The sequence below is a fragment of the Streptomyces flavofungini genome, assembly GCF_014650815.1.
Classification (GTDB): domain Bacteria; phylum Actinomycetota; class Actinomycetes; order Streptomycetales; family Streptomycetaceae; genus Streptomyces; species Streptomyces flavofungini.
Genome location: NZ_BMVR01000004.1, coordinates 506,648 through 529,357 on the forward strand (window position 1 = coordinate 506,648; position 22,710 = coordinate 529,357).

19 protein-coding genes are annotated in these 22,710 nt (G+C 73.9%); 14 read left to right on the plus strand and 5 right to left on the minus strand.

The features are described from left to right. The first annotated feature begins 3 nt into the window (after positions 1-3). The 4 genes from IE274_RS12545 to IE274_RS12560 all read left to right on the plus strand — a co-directional run bounded on the left by IE274_RS12545 (position 4) and on the right by IE274_RS12560 (position 6,909). Positions 4-447, plus strand: coding sequence for an SRPBCC family protein (locus tag IE274_RS12545; protein ID WP_190115735.1), 444 nt, complete (start codon positions 4-6; stop codon positions 445-447). Positions 448-958: 511 nt separating this feature from the next. After that, positions 959-3,277, plus strand: a complete 2,319-nt coding sequence (locus IE274_RS12550) for an MFS transporter (RefSeq protein WP_190115922.1) — start codon at positions 959-961, stop codon at positions 3,275-3,277. A gap of 227 nt (positions 3,278-3,504) precedes the next feature. Next, a complete protein-coding gene (locus IE274_RS12555) occupies positions 3,505-5,949 on the plus strand; it encodes a SpoIIE family protein phosphatase (RefSeq protein ID WP_190115736.1) in 2,445 nt (814 codons plus the stop codon). A 207-nt stretch (positions 5,950-6,156) separates the two neighbouring features. Then, positions 6,157-6,909 (plus strand): class I SAM-dependent methyltransferase, encoded by a 753-nt coding sequence (locus tag IE274_RS12560; RefSeq protein ID WP_190115737.1) that lies wholly within the window; start codon positions 6,157-6,159, stop codon positions 6,907-6,909. A gap of 170 nt (positions 6,910-7,079) precedes the next feature. On the opposite strand, the gene IE274_RS12565 is transcribed toward IE274_RS12560, so the two are convergent. Beyond that, on the minus strand, positions 7,080-8,237 hold the full coding sequence (locus tag IE274_RS12565; RefSeq protein ID WP_190115923.1) for an agmatine deiminase family protein: 1,158 nt from the start codon (positions 8,235-8,237) through the stop codon (positions 7,080-7,082). Between the two features lie 207 nt (positions 8,238-8,444). Next, positions 8,445-8,771: a TetR family transcriptional regulator gene (locus IE274_RS12570; RefSeq protein WP_190115738.1), complete on the minus strand. Its 327-nt coding sequence runs from the start codon at positions 8,769-8,771 to the stop codon at positions 8,445-8,447. A 162-nt stretch (positions 8,772-8,933) separates the two neighbouring features. On the opposite strand from IE274_RS12570, the gene IE274_RS12575 reads away from it, so the two are divergent. The 9 genes from IE274_RS12575 to IE274_RS12615 all read left to right on the plus strand — a co-directional run bounded on the left by IE274_RS12575 (position 8,934) and on the right by IE274_RS12615 (position 19,497). Then, complete coding sequence (locus tag IE274_RS12575) at positions 8,934-9,515, plus strand: TetR/AcrR family transcriptional regulator (protein WP_190115739.1); 582 nt, start codon at positions 8,934-8,936, stop codon at positions 9,513-9,515. 576 nt (positions 9,516-10,091) lie between these two features. Next, a complete protein-coding gene (locus IE274_RS12580) occupies positions 10,092-10,925 on the plus strand; it encodes a M55 family metallopeptidase (protein ID WP_190115740.1) in 834 nt (277 codons plus the stop codon). Beyond that, a complete protein-coding gene (locus tag IE274_RS12585) occupies positions 10,918-12,243 on the plus strand; it encodes a M20/M25/M40 family metallo-hydrolase (RefSeq protein ID WP_190115741.1) in 1,326 nt (441 codons plus the stop codon). The genes IE274_RS12580 and IE274_RS12585 overlap by 8 nt, the downstream gene beginning before the upstream one ends. A 16-nt stretch (positions 12,244-12,259) precedes the next feature. Continuing rightward, a complete protein-coding gene (locus IE274_RS12590; RefSeq protein ID WP_190115742.1) occupies positions 12,260-14,260 on the plus strand; it encodes a S9 family peptidase in 2,001 nt (666 codons plus the stop codon). Positions 14,261-14,337: 77 nt separating this feature from the next. Then, complete coding sequence (locus IE274_RS12595) at positions 14,338-15,291, plus strand: S66 peptidase family protein (protein ID WP_190115924.1); 954 nt, start codon at positions 14,338-14,340, stop codon at positions 15,289-15,291. 177 nt (positions 15,292-15,468) lie between these two features. Next, a complete protein-coding gene (locus IE274_RS12600) occupies positions 15,469-15,720 on the plus strand; it encodes a LapA family protein (RefSeq protein WP_190115743.1) in 252 nt (83 codons plus the stop codon). Between the two features lie 157 nt (positions 15,721-15,877). Continuing rightward, complete coding sequence (locus IE274_RS12605) at positions 15,878-16,459, plus strand: GNAT family N-acetyltransferase (protein ID WP_190115744.1); 582 nt, start codon at positions 15,878-15,880, stop codon at positions 16,457-16,459. Between the two features lie 33 nt (positions 16,460-16,492). Next, the gene (locus IE274_RS12610; protein ID WP_190115745.1) at positions 16,493-17,389 is read left to right on the plus strand and encodes an arginase family protein; all 897 of its coding nucleotides are present in this window, start codon (positions 16,493-16,495) and stop codon (positions 17,387-17,389) included. Positions 17,390-17,538: 149 nt separating this feature from the next. Beyond that, a complete protein-coding gene (locus IE274_RS12615; protein ID WP_190115746.1) occupies positions 17,539-19,497 on the plus strand; it encodes a DUF5107 domain-containing protein in 1,959 nt (652 codons plus the stop codon). A gap of 311 nt (positions 19,498-19,808) precedes the next feature. Here the strand turns inward: IE274_RS12615 and IE274_RS12620 are convergent, their stop codons facing one another. Next, positions 19,809-20,168: a VOC family protein gene (locus IE274_RS12620; protein ID WP_190115747.1), complete on the minus strand. Its 360-nt coding sequence runs from the start codon at positions 20,166-20,168 to the stop codon at positions 19,809-19,811. 139 nt (positions 20,169-20,307) lie between these two features. Between IE274_RS12620 and IE274_RS12625 the strand changes: the two genes are divergently transcribed. Further along, on the plus strand, positions 20,308-20,949 hold the full coding sequence (locus IE274_RS12625) for a hypothetical protein (protein ID WP_229909491.1): 642 nt from the start codon (positions 20,308-20,310) through the stop codon (positions 20,947-20,949). On the opposite strand, the gene IE274_RS12630 is transcribed toward IE274_RS12625, so the two are convergent. After that, positions 20,924-21,496 carry a nucleoside/nucleotide kinase family protein gene (locus IE274_RS12630; protein ID WP_190115748.1) on the minus strand — a complete coding sequence of 191 codons (573 nt, stop codon included), beginning with the start codon at positions 21,494-21,496 and terminating at the stop codon, positions 20,924-20,926. The two genes, IE274_RS12625 and IE274_RS12630, sit on opposite strands and share 26 nt — an antisense overlap. A gap of 30 nt (positions 21,497-21,526) precedes the next feature. Further along, a complete protein-coding gene (locus IE274_RS12635; protein ID WP_190115749.1) occupies positions 21,527-22,630 on the minus strand; it encodes an enolase C-terminal domain-like protein in 1,104 nt (367 codons plus the stop codon). Positions 22,631-22,710: the final 80 nt, after the last annotated feature.

A 22,710-nucleotide genomic window follows, 5' to 3' on the forward strand; every position in this document is an offset into this window, starting at 1 on the left:
GCAATGGCGCAGGTCGAGGCGACCACGGAGCGGATCATCGCGGCGCAGCCGGAGGACGTCTTCGATGCGCTGGCCGACTACAGCGGCACGCGCGCGAAGATCCTGTCGGAGCACTTCAGCGAGTACGAGGTGCGCGAGGGCGGCGACGGCGAGGGCACCCTCGTCCACTGGAAGCTCCAGGCCACCAGCAAGCGGATCCGCGACTGTCTGCTCGAGGTGAGCGAGCCCACCGACGGCGAACTCGTCGAGAAGGACCGCAACTCGTCCATGGTCACCACCTGGCGCGTGACCCCGGCGGGCGAGGGCTCCTCGCGCGTGGTCGTCACCAGCGTGTGGAACGGCGCGGGCGGCATCGGCGGCTTCTTCGAGAAGACCTTCGCCCCCAAGGGCCTCGCGCGGATCTACGACGCCGTGCTCGACAAGCTCGCCACCGAGACCGAGAAGTAGTCCCGGAGGGCGAGGGCCGAGGAGTAGTCCCGGAGGGCGAGAAACCGGGAAGTAGTCCCGGAGAGCGAGAAGCGGCCCCGGGCCGAGAGGGAGCGCCAACCGGCCGGTTGGCGCTCCCTCTCGGCCAACTCCCCTAACCCATCAGGGTTGTTGTCACGCTCACCGTTTCGAGTGGTTTTCGGGACGGCCCAGTTGTACGCCGTAGGGCTCCCACCGGCGCTTACGCGCGCCGGTGCGCGCCCGGGGGCGACTCGTCGCGCTTGCTCCAGTTGTCGCGTAATGCGAGAAATGGGCGGCGCAAGCGCGACGAGGGGAGCAGCAGGTGGGCGGGACGACGCTGGCGATGGGCGCCGGGCACGGCGAACGGGCGGCCGCGCAGCCCCCGGCGGCGGGCCCGGAGCGGAGCCGGGCCGAGGGCCCGCACCGCCCGGACACGCCTCATCCGGACGGGGGCCATCCGGACAAGCAGCACCCCGCGCAGGGGCCACCACCACCCGCGGACGCCACCGGGATGCCCCCGCACGGCCTCAGCCCCGCCCGGGTCCGCATGGTCTTCGTCGGCCTCATGCTGGCCCTGCTGCTCGCCGCCCTCGAGCAGATGATCGTCGCCACCGCGCTGCCGAAGATCGTCGGCGAGCTGCACGGCCTGGACAAGATGTCCTGGGCGATCACCGCGTACCTGCTGACCTCCACGGTCGGCCTGCCGATCTACGGCAAGCTCGGCGACCTCTTCGGACGCAAGGGCGTCTTCCAGTTCGCCATCGTCGTCTTCGTGATCGGCTCCGCGCTCGCGGGCGCCTCGCGCACCATGGACCAGCTCATCGCCTTCCGCGCCCTCCAAGGCGTCGGCGCCGGCGGCCTCATGATCGGCGTGCAGGCGATCATCGCCGACATCGTGCCGCCCCGCGCGCGGGGCCGCTACATGGGCCTCATCGGCGCCTCCTTCGGCCTGGCGTCCGTCGCCGGGCCGCTGCTCGGCGGCTTCTTCACCGACCATGTCTCCTGGCGCTGGTGCTTCTACTTCAACGTGCCGTTCGGCCTGGTCACCCTCCTCGTGGTCGCGCTCGTCCTGAAGCTGCCCAAGCCCGTGTCGCGGGGCAGGCTCGACGTGCTGGGGGCGCTGCTGCTCGTCGCCGCCTCCACCTGCCTGGTGCTCCTGACCAGTTGGGGCGGCACGGAGTACGCCTGGGGCTCGCGCGTCATCCTCGGCCTCGCCGCCGGAGCGGTCGTGTCGACCGTGCTCTTCCTGGTCGCCGAGCGGTTCGCGGCAGAACCGATCATCCCGCTGCGCCTGTTCCGTGATTCGGTCTTCAACATCACGGGTCTCGTAGGGCTCGTCGTCGGCATCGCCCTCTTCGGAGCGGCCAGTTACCTGCCGACGTTCCTGCAGATGGTCGACGGCGCGAGCGCCACCGAGTCCGGCCTCCTGATGCTGCCCATGATGGGCGGCGTCGTCGGCGCCTCGATCATCGCCGGGCAGCTCATCAGCCACACCGGGCGCTACCGGATCTACCCGATCCTCGGCGGCGCGCTCTCCGTAGTGGGCATGTATCTGCTCTCCCGGCTCGAAGCGGACACGCCCCGGCTGCACTACAGCATCTGGATGGCGATCCTCGGCGCCGGCGTCGGACTGGTCATGCCCGTCCTGATCCTCGCCGTGCAGAACGCCGCGCCGCCCGCCGACCTCGGCACCGCCACCAGCGCCAACAACTACTTCCGGCAGATCGGCGGCAGCGTCGGCGCCGCGGTCTTCGGCACGCTCTTCGCCGACCGCCTCACCGACGCCCTCGCCGACCGGCTGCCCGCCACCGCGGGGCTGCCGGATGCCGAATCGATCACTCCCCAGCTCGTCCACACGATGCCCGCGTCGCTGCGCGAGGGCTACATCCAGGCGTACGCCGACGCGATGCCGCGGATCTTCCTCTACCTGGTCCCCGTCCTCGTCCTCGGCCTGCTGCTCGCCTTCTTCCTCAAGGAGACCCCCCTCGTGTCCAGCGCCGTGTCCTCGAAGACCCCGCACGCCCCCGCCGGCGAGCAGGCCACCGTCCCGGGGGCCCGCAATCCGTACGCCGCCGGAGTGCCCGTCTGCGGCACCGTGCAGCACCCGGACGGCACCGTCGTACCGCGCGCGGCCCTGACCCTCATCGACGTCGCGGGCCAGCAGATCGGGCGCGGCGCGAGCGGCGACGACGGGCGCTACGCGCTCGGCACCCCCGGCGCCGGATCGTTCGTCCTGATCGCCGCGGCGGGCGGCCACCAGCCGCAGGCCGTCACCGTCACCGTCGGCGAGCGCGCCGTCGAGCTCGACGTGGTCCTCGGCGGCGCGGGCCGCCTCGCCGGAAGCGTGCGCACCGCCGACGGCTCGCCCGTCCGGGACGCCGCCGTCACCCTCACCGACGTCCGCGGGGACGTCGTCGCCACCGCCCGCAGCGGCCGCGAGGGCGGGTACGCGATCACGGAGCTGGTCGCGGGGGAGTACACGCTGGCCGCCAGCGCGCCCGCGTTCCGCCCGGCGGCCCTGCCCGTCAGCGTGCAGGCGTCCCGCGAGACCCGCCAGGACATCGAGCTGGCCGGGGGAGCGGTCCTGCGCGGCACCGTGCGGGCCGGAGGCGGACGGCCCGTGGAGGACGCGCGCGTGACGCTCCTCGACGCGGCGGGCAACGTCGTGGACACGCTGACCACGGGCGCCGACGGCACCTTCCGCTTCGTCGACCTGTCGTCCGGCGAGTACACGGTGATCGCCGCCGGGTACCCGCCCGTCGCCACCGTGCTCCAGGTCGCTGGCGGCGGGCGCACGGAGCGGGACCTGCAACTGGGCCACGAGGACTGAGCGCGTGCCGCACGCACACCAGGACACGGCGCGGCCGTCCGACCGTCCGGCCGTCCGGCCGCGCGGCGAGCGCCGGGCCGCCCGGCGACAGGAAGGGGCGGGACTCGCTCCGGAGGCGCCCCCTCGCCGGGCCAATTCACCGATAGCGCCGCACCGCAACCCCATACGGTCGTACGGTGGTTGGGGGCGTTGCAGATCTTGCCGTGCCGAGGGAGGGAGCCGAGGCCATGGAGCGTGAGATCCCGGACGGCGAGCCGGTCGCGCCGAGCGGCATGTCCGGCCGAGTCCCGCTGGCCGTGGTCGTCGTCGACGCGGACGGCCTCGTCTCGCACTGGAGCACCGGCGCGCGCCGCCTCTTCGGGTACGCCAAGGAGGAGGCCGTCGGCCGCCCGGCCGGTGACCTGCGGCCCGTCTCCGGAGCCCTCCCGCAGGACAACGGTGCCTACGGGGAGTACGACGTGCTCGGGCCCGACCTCGGCAGCTCCCTGGACGGACGGCTCTCCTACCCCGCCGCGGGCCGCGCCCGTCTCACGGCCCCGACCGGCGCGCGCGAGCGCATCGACGTCCTGTGGTGGGCCTACCCGCTCGTCGGGCCCGGACCGGAGCGGCTGCTCGTGCTGGCCGCCGACGCCGCCCGCCTCGCCGTCGCGGGCGACCCGGACACCGACCGGGTGGAGCGCATAGCGCCGGGGTTCGCCCTGCACACGGACTTCCCGGGCGCCGACGAACTCGCGGACCGCCTCCCCGAGATCCTGCCGAGCATGAGCGTCGGCGAGAGCGCCCGCATCGCCGCCCAGGTCCTCGAACTGGGCTATCCCGTCCTGGAGTTCAGCCAGCACGACCGCGTGCCCGTCACGCCCGACTGGGGCGTCCCGCGCCGCGCCGAGCGCCGGGCCCGCAGGCAGCGCGCCGCAGCGACGGCTGCCGGGGGCACGCCCCCGGCAGCCGTCGCCGACGACGACGGCGAGGACCTCGAATACGCGGCCGTGCGGGAGCGCCTGGAGTTCCTCAACGAGGTCAGCGGACGCATCGGGACCTCCCTCGACCTGTCCCGCACCATCGTCGAGGTCAGCAAGGCCGTCGTGCCGCGCTTCACCGACGTCGCGGGCACCTACCTGCGCGAACAGGTCGTCGCGGGCGAGGGCTTCCCCGAGGGCCCGCCCGACGAGACCACCCTGTGGCACCGCGTCGCCGTGGAGCACACGGACGAGCCGGGCCGCTGGGACGACGTGGTGCCCGTCGGCGAGTCCATGCCGTTCCCGGCGCACACCCCGTTCTTCCAGTGCATGACGTCGGGCGACCCCGTCCTCGTACCGCGCATCACCGAGGAGATGGGCAACGCCATCGCCTCGCAGTTCGAGAAGCGCGACATCCGGCCGCTGATCAACCACCGTTCGATGCTGGTCGTGCCCCTGAAAGCACGCAACGTCGTCCTCGGCTTCATGATCCTGCTGCGCCACCGCGAGCGGCCCGTCTTCAACGACATGGACCGCGTCACCGGCGCCGAACTCGCCGCCCGCGCGGGGCTCGTCCTGGACAACGCCCGCATGTACACGTACCAGGAGTCGGTCGCCGACACCCTCCAGGACAGCATGCTGCCGCACATCCAGCCGCGGATGTCCGGCTGCGACATCGCGACCCGCTACCTCCCGGGCACCCTGCTCGGCCGGGTCGGCGGCGACTGGTTCGACTCGGTGAAACTCCCCGGCGCCCGCACCGCCCTCGTGGTCGGCGACGTCATGGGCCATGGCCTGAACTCCGCGGCGATGATGGGCCAGTTGCGGACCGCCGTGCAGACCATGGCCGCCCTCGACCTGCCGCCCGCCCAGCTCCTGCGTAAACTCGACGACCTCGCCCAGCGGCTCGGCGAGCACTACTTGGCGACGTGCCTGTACGCCGTGTACGACCCGATCGCCGGTGAACTCCACCTCGCCAACGCCGGGCACATCCCACCGGTCCTGGTGCGCGCCCTGGACGGCCGCAGCGAACTGCTCGACCTGCCCACCGGCGCGCCCATCGGCGTCGGCGGCGTGCCGTTCGAGTCGGTACGGGTCCGGGTCGCGCCCGGCGACCGGCTGTTGATGTGCACCGACGGCCTGGTCGAGGTGCGCGGCGAGGACATCGGCGTGGGCCTCGCGACCCTCGTCGAGTCGGCCGCCCATCCGGCCGCCTCCATGGACGACGCCTGCGACACGATCATTCGCGCCCTCGCCGCGACCTTCTCGGAAGCGGGCCGCGGCGGCCGCAAGGACGACGTCGCCCTGCTGATGGCCCGGCTGAACGGCGTGTCCTCCGCCGACGTCGGGCACTGGCGGCTCGCGCCCGACCCCAGCGAGGTCAGCAGGGCCCGCGACCTGGTCCGCCGCCAACTGCGCGACTGGGGCCTGGACGCCATCGCCGACACCGCCGTGCTCCTGGCCAGCGAACTCGTCACCAACGCCGTACGACACGCGCGTGGCGGCCGCATCGGCCTGCGCCTGGTCCGCTCCGGGCAGCTCCTGTGCGAGGTCGAGGACGACGACACGACCCTGCCCTCGCTGCTCGCCACGGGGCCTGGCGACGAGTTCGGGCGCGGCCTGCGCATCATCACCAGCCTCGCCAAGGAGTGGGGCACCAGCCGGACGAGCACGGGCAAGACCGTGTGGTTCGAGCTGTCGCCGCCGCACCGGTAGGCCGCACCCGGCCCGGTCGCGCCGGGTCGAGCCGGGCCGGTGGGTCGCACGCCGGGGGAACGGCCCCGCGCGCAGGCGCACGCGGGGGGAACACGCCTCGAAAGCGCCGTGAAGGTGTGCGCGTGCGGCTTGTCGGGCGCTGCCCCGAGCGGTAGACCGATCTTGTCGCCGGGTTCGGCGGCGCTTGTCGCACCCCGGGGAGCTGGCATGGGCGTCACCAGTCGGTATCAGGAGGCCTGGGAGGGCTTCTGGAGCGAGGCACCCCAGGAGGAGGGCGGCGTCTTCTGGGACTCCGAGCCCGTCCTCACCGCCGGCATCCACCTGGCCCTGTTCGAGCCGCATTTGACGGCCCCCGACCTGCCGATGGTGGACCTCGGCTGCGGCAACGGCACCCAGACCCGCTTCCTCGCCGACCGCTTCCCGCGCGTCCTCGGCGTCGACCTGGCGGCCGCCGCCGTCGACCGCGCCCGGCACGCGGACCCGGCGGGCCAGGCCGAGTTCCGCCAGCTCGACGTGGCCGACAAGAGCACCGCCGAGCAACTGCACGCCGAACTCGGCGACGCCAACGTGTACATGCGCGGCGTACTCCACCAGTGCGAGCCCGCCGACCGGCAGCCGCTCGTCGACTCCATCGCGACCCTGACCGGCGAGCGGGGGCGCGCCTGCCTCGTCGAGCTGGCCGAGGCCGCGGGGCCGGTGCTGCGCGGCCTGGCCCAGGACGCCGGGGGCCCGCCGCCCAAGCTGGCGCCCGTGTTCGCGCACGGCATCGCACCGGGCGAGGTGGCCGACGCCGCCGTGCCGGAGCTGATCCGCTCGGCGGGCCTGACCGTCCTTGCCGCAGGGTCGCTGCCGCTGACCACGACGGAGTGCAGAGCGGACGGGACCCGCATCGAACTGCCGTCGAAGTGGCTGGTGGTGGGGCGCGGCCAGGCCTTCACCGACCCGTCGGGCACGCCTTAGGACACGTCACACGGGCGCGGCCGGGCCTGAGGCCGGTGCCGGTGAGTCCGGCAGGCGACGGCCGCCGCCACGGCGAGCAGGACGAGTCCCGCGACCAGCGCTCTGGCGCGGGACGGGGGGGGGAGGCGTCGGATCGTGACCACCACCGCTCCGAGGGGTGGGACGGATGGTCAGTCGACCGGCTTGCCGGGCTGGTCGTGCGTGGAGCAGTGGATGCCGCCGCCGCCGGAGGCGATGGTGTCGATCTCGACCTGCACGATGTCGCGCTGGGGGAAGTGCTCCTGCAGGATGCCCTTGGCGCGCTTGTCGGCCTTGCGGTCGCCGAACCTCGGCATGAACATGGAGTCGTTGGCGACGTAGAAGTTGGCGTACGTCGACACGAATTCGTCGCCCTCGCCGGTGATCCGGTCCAGGTCGGGCTGCGGCAGGTCGATGACCTCGAAGCGGCGGCCCTTGGCGTCCGTGGCCTCGCTCAGGACGGACTTGGCCTGGTCGGCGGCGCGTGACCAGGAGTCGGCGGGCATGCCGGGGAAGGCCCGGTCCAGGAGCACCACACCGGGCGCGGTGAACCGGACGAGGCTGTCCACGTGCGCGTCGGTGATGTCCTCCCCGCGCACGCCCTTGAGCCAGACCACCTTTTCGACGCCCAGGGTCTCCTTGAGCTCATCCTCGATCCGGTCGCGGCTCTTGCCCCGGTTGCGGTTGTCGTTGACGATCGAGCTCTCCGTGATCAGGAGCGTGCCCTCGCCGTCGGTCTCGAAGGAGCCGCCTTCGGCGACCAGGGGCGCCTTCTCGCGGGGGATGTCGTACTCGGACAGCAGGGCGCGGCCCACCCGGGCGTCGTTGGTGTGCTCCTGCTTGTCGCCCCACCCGTTGAAGTTGAAGTCGACGCCGACGACCTCGCCGTCGTCCTCCACGAACACGGGTACCGTGTCGCGCGCCCACAGGTCGTCGACGGCCAGGGGGATGACCTCGACGTCGCGCCCGCACGCCCGCTGCGCGGCCTTCTGCTGGTCGGGCCTGGCCATCATCACTACGTACTCGTACTCCGCGATGGCGCGCGCGATGCGGGCGATGTCCTCCCGTACGTACGGCAGGTCCTCCTCCCACACCGACTCCAGGGCGGGCCACGACATGAAGGTGCGCGCGTGGCTCTCCCATTCGGCGCCGAGCCGGAGCCCCTCGGCGGAGGTCTTCTCACCCCCGGTGCCCGCGGCCTTCGTCACGCCGGAGCCGCCGGGCCCGCACGCGGCGGAGCCCAGGACGACGGCGCCGATCCCGGCGAGCCCGCGCAGGGCGGAGCGGCGGGAGGGGCGCATCGAGGCCATCGGGGAGAAGGGGGTGAGGGGGGACACGGTGAACTCCGATCATCGTGATGGTCACAAGCTAGCCGTCGACCTGGTGGGGCGCTCGATGAGCGTGGCGTGGACGGCGGGTGCTGTACCGGGGGCGGCCGGATGGCGCGCTGCGCCAGGGGTGCGGCCGGGCGGCCACTTCGCGGTGGCCGTGCCGCCACTCTGACACGGACTGAAAATTCAGTCAAAGAGGGGTGTGGTGTGTCTGGCGTCGGCGGTACGTCCGGCTTCGGCGGCGCGGCCCCAGGCCGTGCTGTTCTCGGGGACCTCGGGCAGGTCCTGGAACTCCAGCAGGAGGGCGTGCTCCAGTGCCCGCAGGGGGTCACGGGGGAGGTGCTCGGCCCCGGCGTCTCCCGCGTCTCCCGCGTCTCCGTCGCTTCCGGCGGTGTAGTGCTCGGCGCAGTTGCTGATGAACTCCAGGGTCTGGCGCAGGATGCCCGCGCGGTCCTTGAAGTGGTAGGAGACGAGCGCCGTGGAGACGCCCGCCTCGGCGGCGAGTTCCGTCACGCGCAGCCCCGGACCCCGCGGCGGGTGATGACCCTGGCCGCCCCTCTCAGGATGACCGTCCCGCGGTCCGCCCCCACCGCGCCCCCACCGGCCCTTCGGAGCCCTTCCGTGCTGCTCGGCCGAGATCACCGGGCCCCTGACGGCCCGGTAGGGTTCGGATCCATGGCGCCTCGCACTACCCAGATCCTCGAAGCGGCCGCACGGCTGATCGCCCGTCGCGGTGTCCGCGGCCTGCGCGTCGAAGAACTCGCCGCCGAGGCCGGCGTCTCCACCGGGCTGATCTACTACCACTTCAAGGACCGCACCGGGATCCTGCGCCACACCCTCGAGTTCATCAGCAACCGCGCCGAGCGCTACACCACCGGCCGCGACCCCGAGGCCGAACCCCTCGCGCCCCGCGAGGAGCTGGAGGAGACCCTCCTCCAGGAGCTCCAGGACACCCCCGAGGTCAGGGAGAACAGCTCCGCCTGGGGCGAGTTGCGGGCCAGCGCCGTCTTCGACCCGGTGCTTCGGGAGGACCTCGCCCGGGCGACCCTGGTGTGGGTGCAGGAGGTGGCCGCCCTCCTCGGCCAGGTGCAGCCGATGACCCCGGCGCCCGCCCTGGCCGCCGCCGGTGAGCGACTCACGGCGCTCCTCGAAGGGCTCAGCATGCGCTGGCTCAGCGGCGGGACGCAGCTCGACCACGCGCGGGACCTGCTGCGCGGGGCCATCGACGCGGAGCTGGCGCTGCTGCGGCGGACGTAGCGCCCGCGCGGGCCCCCTGCCCGCCGCCTGTTTCTTCCGGCCCGCCCTCGCCTTCCGCTGCTCGCGGCTGGCCGCTTACGGTTCCTCGCTGCTCGCTGTCTGCCGCCCGCTGATCCCGCCCGGCCTGCGCATCCCTGCCTTCACCCCTCTCCCCGCTGACGGCCGACGGCCGGGCGGCTCCCTGCTCACTCTCAGACGCACTCCAAACTCTCGACTGAAAATACAGTCAGTGCCCCCGCGGCGTCACTCCCGCCGACGGCGCAGGCCCCGCCCGCCGTCGAGCACCGAGGCCCTGCGAACTTCTGCGAACTTCCCGGAGCGAGGGATGGACCCATGCCGCTGACTCCCACCGAACGTCACCGGCTGCTGCGACTGAACGTCGCCCCGGAGCGGGGGTGACCGAGCGGCAGCCTTGGCGGAGAGGTCTAGGCCGGGGCGATCCACACGGCGTAGCGTGACGCCGTGTGAAGATCTTTACCTCGGACCGGCGGTGCCCGTGGGCCGGGTGAGCGGTGCTGATGCCGCTCCCCGCGCCCACGCCCCCCTCGCACCGTCCCGCACCCAAGGCTGGAGCTCATGAAAATCCTCATCAGCGCCGACATGGAGGGCGCCACCGGCGTCACCTGGCCCGCCGACGTGCTGCCGGGCACGCCCCAGTGGGAGCGGTGCCGGTCGATGTTCACCTCGGACGTGAACGCCGCCGTGCTCGGGTTCTTCGACGGCGGCGCCGACGAGGTGCTCATCAATGAGGCGCACTGGACCATGCGCAATCTGCTCCTCGAACAGCTCGACGAGCGGGCCGAGATGCTCACCGGCAGGCACAAGTCCCTCTCCATGATCGAAGGCGTCCAGCACGGCGACGTCGACGGCATCGCCTTCGTCGGCTACCACGCGGGCGCCGGCATGGAGGGCGTCCTCGCGCACACCTACCTCGCCAACCAGATCACCGGCGTGTGGGTCGACGGCGTCCGCGCCAGCGAGGGCCTGCTGAACTCGCACGTCGTCGCGGAGTACGGCGTCCCGGTGGTCCTCGTCACCGGCGACGACCTGGCCTGCGAGGACGCCCTCGGCTACGCGCCGGGCGCGCTGAAGGTCGCCGTCAAGGACCATGTGTCGCGGTACGCGGCGGTGTGCCGTACCCCCGCGCGCACCGCGGCCGACATCAGGGCCGCCGCCAAGGAAGCGGCGGCCCTCGCCGTGCGGCACGAGCCGGTGGCGGGCGGCCCGCACACCGTGGAGGTCGAGTTCGACGCGGAACACCTGTCGATGGCCGCGACGGTCGTTCCGGGCGTGCGGCGCGTCGCGGAACGGAAAATCGCCTACACGAGCGACACCATGTACGAAGGCATCCGCACGTTCAAGGCGGTCACCACGATCGCCTCCGCCGCTGTTGAGGAGCAGTATGGCTGACCAGGTCGACCCTCAAGCACTGGACGAGGTCGTCCGGTTCACCTCAGACCTCATCCGCATCGACACCACCAACCGGGGTGACGGCGAGTGCCGCGAGCGCCCCGCGGCCGAGTACGCCGCCGAGCAGCTCGCCGGGGCGGGCGTCGAGCCCACGCTCCTGGAGCGCACACCGGGCCGTACGAACGTCGTCGCCCGCGTCGAGGGCACCGACCCCGCCGCCGACGCGCTCCTCGTCCACGGCCACCTGGACGTCGTACCGGCCGAGGCCGGGGACTGGCGCGTGCACCCCTTTTCCGGCGAGATCCTCGACGGTGTCGTGTGGGGGCGCGGTGCCATCGACATGAAGAACATGGACGCGATGATCCTCGCGGCCGTGCGCAGCTGGGCGCGGACGGGTGTGCGGCCGCGCCGGGACATCGTGATCGCGTTCACCGCCGACGAGGAGGCCAGCGCCCTCGACGGCTCCGGGTTCCTCGCCGACCGGCACGCGGACCTGTTCGCGGGCTGCACGGAGGGCATCAGCGAGTCGGGGGCGTTCACGTTCCACGACGGCCGGGGCAACCAGCTCTACCCGATCGCGGCGGGCGAGCGCGGCACCGGCTGGCTCAAGCTCACCGCGCGCGGCAAGGCCGGCCACGGCTCCAAGGTCAACCGCGACAACGCCGTCTCCAGGCTCGCCGCGGCCGTCACCCGCATCGGGGAGCACCGCTGGCCGGTGCGGCTCACCCCGACGGTGCGGGCCGCCCTCGTCGAACTCGCCGCGCTGTACGGCCTGGAGGCCGACCCGGACGCGCCCGGCTTCGACGTCGACGCCTTCATGGAGAAGCTCGGCCCCACCGCCGCCCTCGTCGAGCCCACCGTCCGCAACAGCGCCAACCCGACCATGCTCCAGTCCGGGTACAAGGTCAATGTGATCCCCGGCGAGGCCACGGCCTACGTGGACGGCCGATTTGTGCCCGGCGGCGAGGAAGAGTTCCGCGCCACCCTTGACCAGATCACCGGACCGGACGTCGACTGGGAGTTCCACCACCGGGAGGTGGCGCTGCAGGCGCCGGTGGACACACCCACGTACGCCAGGATGCGGGCGGCGGTCGAGGAGTTCGCACCGGAGGGCCATGTCCTTCCGTACTGCATGTCGGGAGGCACGGACGCCAAGCAGTTCTCGCGGCTCGGCATCCGCGGCTACGGCTTCTCGCCGCTGCGGACGCCGGAGGGCTTCGACTACCAGGCCCTCTTCCACGGCGTGGACGAGCGGGTGCCGGTCGAGGCGCTGCACTTCGGCACCCGGGTGCTCGACCGCTTCCTGCGCACGGCCTGACCGACCCTTGGGGGAGATGAACGACATGGCGAAGACCAAGCCGTACGGCTCGTGGCTGTCCCCGATCGACGCCGCGCTCGCCGCGGCCCACGACGGCCACCCCGCGTTCGTCGGCTTCGTGGGGGACGAAGCCTGGTGGACGGAGCCACGGCCCGTCGAGGGCGGGCGGCGCGCCCTGGTGCGGCGCCGCCCCGACGGGGCCGAGGAACCGGTGCTGCCCGCGCCGTGGAACGTCCGCAGCCGCGTCATCGAGTACGGCGGCCTGCCCTGGGCCGCCGTCGCCCGGCCCGGCGACCCGCGCGGACCGCTCCTGGTGTTCGCCCACTTCACCGACCAGCGCCTGTACGCCTACGAGCCCGACGTCCCCGAGGCCGAACCCAGACCCCTGACCCCGCTGTCCGGCGTCGGCGGCGGGCTGCGCCTCGCCGACCCGCAGATCCGCCTCGACCGCGGCGAGGTGTGGTGCGTCCTGGAGGAGTTCACCGGCGAGGAGCCCACCGACGTGCGGCGCGTCCTGGTCGCCGTGCCGCTGGACGGCTCGGCCGCCGAGAACCGGACGGCCGTGCGGGAACTGTCCGACGGGCGGCACCGCTTCGTCACCGGGCCGCGGCTCGCACCGGACGGCACGAAGGTCGCCTGGCTGGCCTGGGACCACCCGCGGATGCCGTGGGACGGCACGGAACTGCTCGTCGCCGACGTCGGCGCGGACGGCACCTTCGACGGCGCCCGGGTCCTCGCGGGCGGCCCCGGCGAGTCGATCGCGCAGGTGGACTGGGCGCGGGACGGGCGGCTCCTGTACGTCAGCGACCGCTCCGGCTGGTGGAACCTGTACCGGGCGGCGCCCGACGGCACGGCGACGGCGCTCTGTCCGCGCGAGGAGGAGTTCGGCGGGCCCCTGTGGCAGCTCGGCCTCAACTGGTTCGCGCCCCTGGACAGCGGCCTCATCGCCGTCGTGCACGGCACCGGCGCCAGCGCGCTCGGCATCCTCGACCCGGAGACCGGCGAGGTCGTCGACGCGGCCGGCCCCTGGACGGAGTGGTCCGCCTCGCTCGCCGTGCACGGCACCCGCGTCGCGGGCATCGCCGCCAGCCCCCGCAGCGCCTACGAGGTCGTCGAGCTGGACACCCGCACCGGCCGGGCCCGCGTCATCGGCGCCGCGCACGACGACCCGGTCGACCCCACGTACTACCCCGAACCCCAGATCCGCACCTTCCTCGGCCCCGCCGGACGCGAGATCCACGCCCACATCTACCCGCCGCACCACCCCGGCCACGTCGCCCCCGGCGACGAACTGCCGCCCTACGTGGTGTGGGCGCACGGCGGCCCCACCACCCGCGCCCCCCTCGTCCTGGACCTCGCCATCGCCTACTTCACATCCCGGGGCATAGGCGTCGCCGAGGTCAACTACAGCGGCTCCACGGGGTACGGCCGCGCCTACCGCAACCGGCTGCGCGGGCAGTGGGGCATCGCCGACGTCGACGACTGCGCGGCCGTGGCCCTCGCGCTCGCCGACGAGGGCACCGCCGACCGCGCGCGGCTCGCGATCCGGGGCGGCAGCGCGGGCGGCTGGACCACGGCGGCCTCCCTCACCACGACCGACGTGTACGCCTGCGGCACCATCATCTACCCCGTCCTCGACCTCACCTCCTGGCAGGGCGGCGACACCCACGACTTCGAGTCGCGCTACCTGGACACCCTCGTCGGCCCCTACGCCGACGTGCCGGGCCGCTACGAGGAACGCTCGCCCGCCCGCCACGCCGACCGCATCACCGCCCCGTTCCTGCTGCTCCAGGGCCTCGACGACGTGATCTGCCCGCCCGCGCAGTGCGAACTCCTCCTGGAGCGGATGGAGCGGCGCGGGGTGCCGCACGCCTACATCGCCTTCGAGGGCGAGGGACACGGGTTCCGGCGCGCGGACACCATGATCAGGGCCCTGGAGGCCGAACTCTCCCTGTACGCCCAGGTGTTCCGCCTCGACCCGGCGGGTGGCACGCCGACGCTGGAGCTGGTCAAGTGACCGCGTCCGAGGAGCCCGTGGACACGCCGAAGCTCACCGTGCCGCCACCCGCACCCGCCCCGGGCCCGGCAGCCGCCATGCCGCCCCTGATCCGGCCGCCCCGGCTGTATCCCGGCGCCCGCGTCGCCGTCGTCGCGCCGAGCGGACCCGTGCCCGCGCACCGCCTCGAAGCGGGCCTGGACATCCTGCGCGGCTGGGACCTGGAACCCGTCGTCGCCCCCCATGTCCTGGACGTGCACCGGGAGTTCGACTACCTCGCGGGCGAGGACCTCGACCGGGCCCGGGACCTGGAGCGGGCCTGGCGCGACCCGTCCGTGGCCGGGGTGTTCTGCGCCCGCGGCGGCTACGGCGCCGCGCGGATGGTCGAGCTGGTGGACTGGAACGCCCTGCGGGCCTTCCCGCCCAAGGTGTTCCTCGGCTACAGCGACATCACCACCCTGCACGAGGCGTTCGCGCGCCGCCTCGGGCTCGTCACCCTGCACGGGCCGATGGTCGCCGCCGCCGACTTCCTCAAGAACGCCCGCGCACAGGAACACCTCCGCCGCACCCTCTTCGAGCCGGAGGCGGTGCAGGTCATCGACTCACCCGGCCGCCCCCTCGTCGGCGGCCGGGCCCGCGGGGTCACCTTCGGCGGCTGCCTCTCCCTGCTGTCGGCGGACGCCGGGGTGCCCGGGACCCGGCTGCCCGCGCGCGGCGGGCTGCTCTTCCTGGAGGACATCGGCGAGGAGCCGTACCGCCTCGACCGCTACCTCACCCAACTCCTGCGCGCCGGCTGGCTCGACGGCGTCACCGGCGTAGCCCTCGGCTCCTGGGAGGACTGCGGCCCCTACGACACCGTCCGCTCCGTCCTCCGCGACCGCCTCGGCGGCCTCGGCGGCCTCGGCGGCCTCGGCGTGCCGATCGTGGAGGAGTTCGGCTTCGGCCACTGCGACGGGGCGCTGACGATTCCGTTCGGGGTGGCGGGGGAGCTGGACGCGGACGCGGGGGTGCTGCGGCTTGACACACCGGCGCTCGCGGAGCGCTCGGGCTGACGCCGGACGGGGCGCCGGGGCGGGGGCCGTCAGGGGCCGCCGGGGCCGGGCCGTCACCCGGATGGCCCACGCCGTCCCGCCCCCGGCGACACCCACCGCGCGGGATCCCGTGCCGCTGCCCATCCTGGAACCCCTGGGGGAGCGGTCGGCGCTCCGACGGAACGGAAGGGTCCAGACATGAGCCCCAAGAGCTCCACGGGCGGCTCGGCGAGCCCCTCGAAGGGCGGCGTGGGTGCGCTGATGACGCCCGGCAGAGTGACCGTCGCGGTGATCGCCCTGCTCACGCTGGTCTTCATCTTCGAGAACACCCGCAGCACCAAGATCCGGTTGCTCATCCCGGAAGTCACCGTGCCGCTGTGGATGGCCCTGCTCGGCACCGGCCTCATCGGCGCGCTGTGCGGGGCGTTCTTCGTCAGCCGACGCAAGTGAGGGCGGGCCGGTCGGGGCGGGCCCGTGGCGGCGGGCAGCTGAGTGCGGCCCGTGGTGGCGGGCAGGTGCGTGCGGTCCGTGGTGGTGGCCGGGTGCGTGCGGTCCGTGGTGGTGGCCGGGTGCCGTGAGGCCCCGGGCCGCCGGGTAGCGTGGCCGGATGTCGCGCGCCCACCCCGCCCACCTCGCCGAAGGCCCCCGCGTCGGCATCCGCCCCTTCACGTACGCGGACGCCGCCGAGTTCACCGCACGGGCCCGGGAGAGCGGTGAGCTGCACCGGCCCTGGCTGTTCCCGCCGACGACGGACGAGACCTACGCGGCGTACGCGCGCGTGCTCATCGAGGACCCCACCAAGGCCGGGTGCCTCGTGTACGAGCGGGCGGGCGGCGGCATCGCGGGGTTCATCAACATCAACAACATCGTCGAGGGCGGCTTCCGGTCCGGGGCCCTCGGCTACGGGGCCTTCGCGCACGCCGCGGGGCGCGGGTTGATGGGGGAGGCGCTCGCGCTGGTCGTGCGCCACGCCTTCGGGGAACTGCGACTGCACCGCCTGGAGATCAACGTCCAGCCCCGCAACACCGCCTCCATCGCGCTGGCCCGGCGCGCGGGCTTCCGCCTCGAAGGCTTCTCGCCCCGCTTCCTGTTCATCGACGGCGCCTGGCGCGACCACCAGCGGTGGGCCCTCACCACCGAGATGACCGAGATCACGGAGCGGGCGAAGACCGCGGCCGGGGGGCATTGAAAGCGGCCGCGCCGGTCACGGAGGATGAGCGGCATGCGAACTGTTGTGATCATCGACGCGCCCTCCAACCTGGGGCTGCGTCCGCCCGCCCCCGGCACCGTGCCCGGCTGCTACAAGCTCGCCGGAGCGCTGCGCGAGCGCGGCATCCTGCGGCGCCTGAACGCCGTTGAGGGCGGCGTCGTCGTGCCGCCGCGCTACGACCGCGGCGACTGGAAGGAGGGCGACGGCGTCTTCAACGCGGCCGCCATCGCCGCGTACACACCACGGCTCGCCGACCGCATCGAGCGCCATGTGCGCGCCGGTGACCTGCCCGTCGTCCTCGGCGGCGACTGCTCCATCCAGCTCGGCGCGTCCCTCGCGCTGCGCCGCGTCGGACGCTTCGGCCTCGCCGCCGTCGACGCCTCCGCGGACTTCCGGCACCCGGGCAACTCCGACCGCGTCGGCGCCGCGGGCGGCGAGGAGCTGGCGCTCGCCACCGGGCGCGGCCAGCGCGACCTCACCGATCTCGAAGGGCTGCGCCCCTACCTGCGCGACGAGGACGTCCGGCTCTTCGGGATGCGGGACGAGGACGAGGACCGGGCCGAACTCGGCGAGTTGGGCATACCGACCGTGACCGTCGGCGAGCTGCGCCAGTGGGGCGCCGACAAGGTGGCCCGCAAAGCCCTCCGCGGCCTGGAACACGACGACCTGGACGGCTTCTGGGTGCACCTCGACGCCGACGTCCTCGACCCCTCCGTGATGCCGGCCGTCGACGCCCCCGACGCGGACGGCCTGCACCCCGACGAACTCCTCGCGCTGCTCCGCCCCTTGCTGCGGTCCCCGCGCTGCGTCGGCCTCAACGTCACGATCTACGACCCCGACCTGGACCCCGACGGCACCGCGGGCGACATCCTCACCGATGTCGTCGTGGCCGCCTTTGCCGAATCCTGACCCCGCACCACACCCCGCTGTACGGAATCCGGGCGCAATCCTGACCGGCGAAGGCCCTGGCCGGAGCGCGGAAGAGCGTGTTCCATGGTCAACGGAGGCCATCGGGGGCACCGGGGCGTGCGGAGCGTCCTTGAACTGAGGAGGACGCCTTGGCGACGACCGTGCGACGTGACGTACTGACCCTGCCCGCCGCCGAGTTGGGGCCGGAGAACCCGCTGCCGCCGCTCAAGCCGCTCGACGCGGCGCACGGACTCGACGACCGGGACCGCGAAGGGCTGCCGCGCGACATGGCGCGGCAGCTCACGTACGAACCGCTCCGGTCGGTGCTGCCCGCGCGCATCCGCGACGGCTACGGCCGCGAGCGGACCCCCACGTCCTTCGACACGGTCGTCATCGAGAACACCCGGCTGCGCGTCACCGTCCTGCCCGGCCTCGGCGGCCGCGTCCACTCGCTCTTCCACAAGCCGACCGGGCGCGAACTCCTCTACCGCAACCCGGTGTTCCAGCCCGCCGACTTCGCGCTCAACGGCGCCTGGTACTCCGGCGGCATCGAGTGGAACATCGGCGCCACCGGCCACACGGCACTGTCCTGCGCGCCCCTGCACGCCGCGCGCCTGACCGCGCCCGACGGCGGCGAGATGGTGCGCCTGTGGGAGTGGGAGCGGCTGCGCGACATCCCCTTCCAGGTCGACCTGTGGCTGCCGGAGGACTCCGACTTCCTGCACGTCGGCGTGCGCCTCCGCAACCCCCACGAGCGGCCCGTGCCCGTCTACTGGTGGTCCAACATCGCCGTGCCCGAGGACCGTCGGGTCCTCGTCCCCGCCGACGAGGCCTGGCACTACGGGTACGCGCGGACGCTGCGGAAGGTGCCGGTGCCCGAGTACGACGGCGTGGACCGCACCCGCCCGCCGCGCGCCGACTTCCCGGCCGACTACTTCTACGACGTCCCCGACGGGGACCGCCGCTGGATCGCGGCCCTCGACGCCGACGGGCACGGCCTCGTGCAGACCTCCACCCCCCTGCTGCGCGGCCGCAAGCTCTTCGTGTGGGGCACCGGCGCGGGCGGGCGCAGCTGGCAGCGGTGGCTCACCGAGCCCGGCACCGGCGGCTACGCCGAGATCCAGGCCGGGCTCGCCCGCACCCAGCTGGAGCACGTCCGCCTCGACGCGGAGAGCGAGTTCGCGTGGCTGGAGTCGTACGGCCCGCTGTCCGCCGCCCCGGACGCGGTGCACGGCGCCGACTGGGCCGTGGCGCGCGGCGCGGCCCAGGAGCGCCTCGACCACGCCCTGCCCGCCGCGGCCGTGGACGCCGCCTACGCCCAGTGGCGGCCCTGCGCCGACGCCGAGCCCGGCGAGGTCCTCGCCGTCGGGTCGGGGTGGGGCGCCCTCGAAGTGCTGCGCGGGCAGTACAAGGTGCCCGGCACGCCGTTCGCCGAGGCCACGCTCGGGCCCGAGCAGGAGCCCTGGCTCGAACTCCTGCGCAGCGGCGCCGTGCCGGAGCCCCGCCGGGTCGGGCCGCCCGGACCCACCCTGGTCGCCCCGCACTGGCGCGACATGCTGGAGACCGCGCCCGCACGCCCGCAGGCCGAGTACCACCTGGGCGTCGCCCAGTGGCACGCCGGTGATCTGGCCCAGGCCGTGCGCAGTTGGGAACGCGGCCTGGAACTCGCCCCGTCCCGCTGGGCGTTGCTGCGCTGCCTCGCCGTCGCCGACCAGGAGTCCGGCCACGTCGAACGCTGCGCCGACCGCTACACCGAAGCCTTCGACGACCTGTGCGCGGAGCGCCGCGACGACGGCGTCGTATGGTCGGCGGCCACCGCCGCCCTCGGCCGCGAGGCCATCGCCGCCCTCCTGACCGCGCACCGCGCCGAAGCGGCCCGCGCGGTGTGGCACCGCCTGCACCCCCGCACCCGCCGAACGGGCCGATTCCGCCTGATCGAGGCCCAGTTGCTCCTCGCCGAGGGTGACTGCCCCGCCGCCCGCGCCGTCTTCGACGAGGACTTCGAGGTGGCGGACCTGCGCGAGGCCGACGAGGTCATCGGCGAGGTGTGGGCCGCCGTGTCGGACGAGCCGCTGCCGGAGAGGTACGACTTCCGGATGCGGCCGTGAGGGGCGGGGGGCCTGGGCGGGGCCGTGGTGCGGGGTGCTGGCGGGGCCGATGCCCGCGGTGCGGGTGGGGCGGGTGCCCGTAGGGCGGGCGTCGGGTCTGGTGGCTGTGCCGCTGTCCGGTGCGGCGGCGGAGCCGTTGCCCAGGGTGCGGGCACGGCGCCTGCGGCTCGGCCGGTCCTGACGCTCCCCGGCCCGCCCTCCCGGTCTGCGCCGCCCCGCCCTGCCCTGCCCGTCCCGGTCCGCCCCGGGATGGGTGGGGCGACGGTGACGGGTGGGCTGTGCGGGTCGGGTGGTTGAGGGTGGGGCGGCGGTCAGGGGGCGGTGGGGGCGTTGCGGTCGACGTACTCGAAGACCGCGCCGTCGGGGTGCATCGCGATGAGGTTGCGGCCGGCGGGTGTGGGCACCGGTCCGGCGACGATGTGCGCGCCGGAGGCGGTGAGTGTCGCGTGCGCCTCGTCCACGTCCTTGACGGCGATCGTCGCGGCGACCTTGCGCAGCACCTCCAACTCCGCCTCGGGCCCGCTCATGAGCAGAAAGCAGCCGACCGAGGCGACGGCCACGCCACCCCGCTCGAAACGCATCGCGGTGCTGCCCGTCAGCCGCTCGTAGAACGTGACGGACGCCTCCAAGTCGCTGACGCAGACGCGCAGCACGGTTCCCAGGATCTCCATGGGGACGAGCCTAGTTGGCGCCGCGCGGACAGGAGATCGTTTCCGGCTCTCCCGCACCCGGTCCCGCCGTGGCCGTTACGCGACCGGCCCGACGGGTACCCGGACGGCTCCGATCGCCTCGTACAGGAAGGACGAGAACATGCCCATGCCGGTCCAGGACGAGAAGGCTCCGCCGGCGGACAGGACCCTGGGCGACGCCCTGTCGCAGGTCGTCCGCGACGCGGTGCACGAATCCCTGCGGCAGACGGTACGGCAGTCGCTGCGCGAGGAACTGCGCCACGAACTCCGCGAGGAACTGCGTGCGGAGGTCTCCGGGGCGGCACGGAAGCAGCGTCGCAAGGCCGCGCTGTACGCGTCGTCCGGCGTCGCCGCCCTGTACGCGGGCGCCGCCGCCGCGCTCACCCTCGGCCTGGTCATCGCGCTCGGCCTGCCGGGCTGGGCGGCCGCGTTGATCGTGACCGCGCTGCTGGCCGTGGCGGCCGTGCTGATGCGCAACGCGGCCCGAGCGCCGGGGAAGGCCCCCGGGTCGGCCGAGGCCTCCGAGGCCCACGGGCAGCCAGCGGCCCCCGTGGTCCCCCATGCGCCTCCGGCCTCCGAAGCCCCTGCGGCCTCCGACGCCCCTGCGGTCCCCAAGGTGCCCGCGGCCCCCGAGCCGTCCGGAGCCCCCGAGCCGCCCGCACCTCCGGTGACCCCGCCCGACCACCACCCCGGTGGCACCGCCGACTTCCCCGGCGTCCCGCCTTCCCGCGCGCCCCTCAGGCCCCCCAACCCGCCCGTCTGATCACCTCCGCCGCGATGTCACCCACCGCGCGACCGTCCGTCGGCACGCGGTGGGTGTCCGGCGGTACCCGCGCGTCCAGGTGCCGGGACATGAACGCGCTCCGGCGCAGCTGCTGGTCCAGTTCCGAGCCCAACTCGCGGCCCCTGAGCCGCTGTTCGACGGTGTCCGCCGTCGCCGTGAGCAGCACGCGGATGAGGCGGGGGCCGCCCAGGGCCGTCGTGAACAGCCACTCCTCGGAGGGCAGGACGCTTGCCGTGTTCGGGTAGATCAGGCGGCGGCAGCCCAGGTCGGCGTAGTTCGCCCAGAGGGCGGCGAGGTTGCGGCGGGTGAGGTGGGAGCGGTGCGGGTCGCCCGCCGGGGCGGGGTGGACCGCGTCCAGGAAGTCGCCCTCGATCAGGGCGTGGCCGATGTCCGCGGCCCGCAGCAGCGCCGCCACCTCCCATCCGACCGACGACTTGCCCACCCCTGAACACCCCCCGATCAGCACGACGTCCGGCCCCGCCGACCCGGCGGCCACCCCACTGCTGCTGCTCCTCATCGCATCCATGACCGCCGAGCATGCCCCCGCCCCGCCCCCTCACGCGACCCGGTATTCCTCCACGTCCGGGGTGCGCAGGAGGAGCCCGTGGCCGGTGCCGGCGCCCGGGCGGACTGTGCCGCCGGTGGGGTCGAGGGCGCCGTCGAAGAGGATGGACTCGATGCGGACGTGGTCGTGGAACCACTCGACGTGGCGGAGGTTGGGGACGCAGGCCGCGACGGCCGCATGGGCGTGCGGGGCGCCGCGGGCCGACACCTCCAGGCCGTGGGCCTGGGCGAGCGCGGCGGCGCGCAGCCACGCGGTGAGGCCGCCGCAGCGGGTGGCGTCGGCCTGGAGGCAGTCGACGGAGGGGATGAGCCGGGCGAAGTACGCGAGGCCGTGCCCGTACGCGCCCGCGGCGATGTCGCAGACCAGGGCGTCGCGCACCAGCGCGAGCCCCCGCAGGTCGTCCGCGGCCACCGGCTCCTCGAACCAGCCCACGCCGTGCTCGGCGAGCACCCGCCCGATCCGGACCGCCTGCTTGCGGGTGTACGCGCCGCCCGCGTCGACGTACAACTCGGCCTGGCGGCCGATGACATCACGCGCCCGGCGCACCCGCGACACATCACGGGCCGCGGCCCGCCCCCAGCTCTCGCCGACCTTGATCTTGACGCGCGGTATCTGCTGGCCGTGCACCCAGCCGTTGAGCTGGGCCGCGAGATGCGTGTCGTGGTACGTGGTGAAGCCGCCGCTGCCGTAGACGGGCACGTCGTCGCGCGCCGCGCCGATGAGGCGCACCAGCGGGACCTCGAAGAGGCGGGCCTTGAGGTCCCACAGGGCGATGTCGAGAGCCGAGATCGCCCGGGCGGCGAGCCCCTCGCGGCCGGTGTCGCGCACCGCCTTCGTCAGGGCGTCGTGCGCGGCGGGGATGTCGAGGGCGTCCCGGCCCGCGAGGACGGGCGAGAGCTGCTCGCGTACGAGATCGACGGTGGCGGCGGGCGCGTAGGTCCAGCCGGTGCCGGTGGCGTCGCCCGCGGAGACCTCGGCGACGACGATCGTCGTGGTGTCCCACGCGAACGTGCCGTCGGCCTCCGGGGCGTCCGCAGGGATCGTGTACGCCGACACCATGGGTGGCTCCACGCTGACGTATCCGGACTCGGCCATGGGGCACACGCCCTTCGCTGTGGTGTGAGGATCGGGTTACCCCGGGGCGCGGCGGCAAACGGCGGGCGTTTCACCGCGGG

Coding starts and splice junctions, on each gene's coding strand:
- IE274_RS12545 (WP_190115735.1), top strand. CDS start 4: ATGGCGCAGGTCGAGGCGACCACGGAGCGGATCATCGCGGCGCAGCCG.
- IE274_RS12550 (WP_190115922.1), top strand. CDS start 959: ATGCCCCCGCACGGCCTCAGCCCCGCCCGGGTCCGCATGGTCTTCGTC.
- IE274_RS12555 (WP_190115736.1), top strand. CDS start 3,505: ATGGAGCGTGAGATCCCGGACGGCGAGCCGGTCGCGCCGAGCGGCATG.
- IE274_RS12560 (WP_190115737.1), top strand. CDS start 6,157: ATGGGCGTCACCAGTCGGTATCAGGAGGCCTGGGAGGGCTTCTGGAGC.
- IE274_RS12565 (WP_190115923.1), bottom strand. CDS start 8,237: ATGGCCTCGATGCGCCCCTCCCGCCGCTCCGCCCTGCGCGGGCTCGCC.
- IE274_RS12575 (WP_190115739.1), top strand. CDS start 8,934: ATGGCGCCTCGCACTACCCAGATCCTCGAAGCGGCCGCACGGCTGATC.
- IE274_RS12580 (WP_190115740.1), top strand. CDS start 10,092: ATGAAAATCCTCATCAGCGCCGACATGGAGGGCGCCACCGGCGTCACC.
- IE274_RS12585 (WP_190115741.1), top strand. CDS start 10,918: ATGGCTGACCAGGTCGACCCTCAAGCACTGGACGAGGTCGTCCGGTTC.
- IE274_RS12590 (WP_190115742.1), top strand. CDS start 12,260: ATGAACGACATGGCGAAGACCAAGCCGTACGGCTCGTGGCTGTCCCCG.
- IE274_RS12595 (WP_190115924.1), top strand. CDS start 14,338: ATGCCGCCCCTGATCCGGCCGCCCCGGCTGTATCCCGGCGCCCGCGTC.
- IE274_RS12600 (WP_190115743.1), top strand. CDS start 15,469: ATGAGCCCCAAGAGCTCCACGGGCGGCTCGGCGAGCCCCTCGAAGGGC.
- IE274_RS12605 (WP_190115744.1), top strand. CDS start 15,878: ATGTCGCGCGCCCACCCCGCCCACCTCGCCGAAGGCCCCCGCGTCGGC.
- IE274_RS12610 (WP_190115745.1), top strand. CDS start 16,493: ATGCGAACTGTTGTGATCATCGACGCGCCCTCCAACCTGGGGCTGCGT.
- IE274_RS12620 (WP_190115747.1), bottom strand. CDS start 20,168: ATGGAGATCCTGGGAACCGTGCTGCGCGTCTGCGTCAGCGACTTGGAG.
- IE274_RS12625 (WP_229909491.1), top strand. CDS start 20,308: ATGCCCATGCCGGTCCAGGACGAGAAGGCTCCGCCGGCGGACAGGACC.
- IE274_RS12630 (WP_190115748.1), bottom strand. CDS start 21,496: ATGGATGCGATGAGGAGCAGCAGCAGTGGGGTGGCCGCCGGGTCGGCG.
- IE274_RS12635 (WP_190115749.1), bottom strand. CDS start 22,630: ATGGCCGAGTCCGGATACGTCAGCGTGGAGCCACCCATGGTGTCGGCG.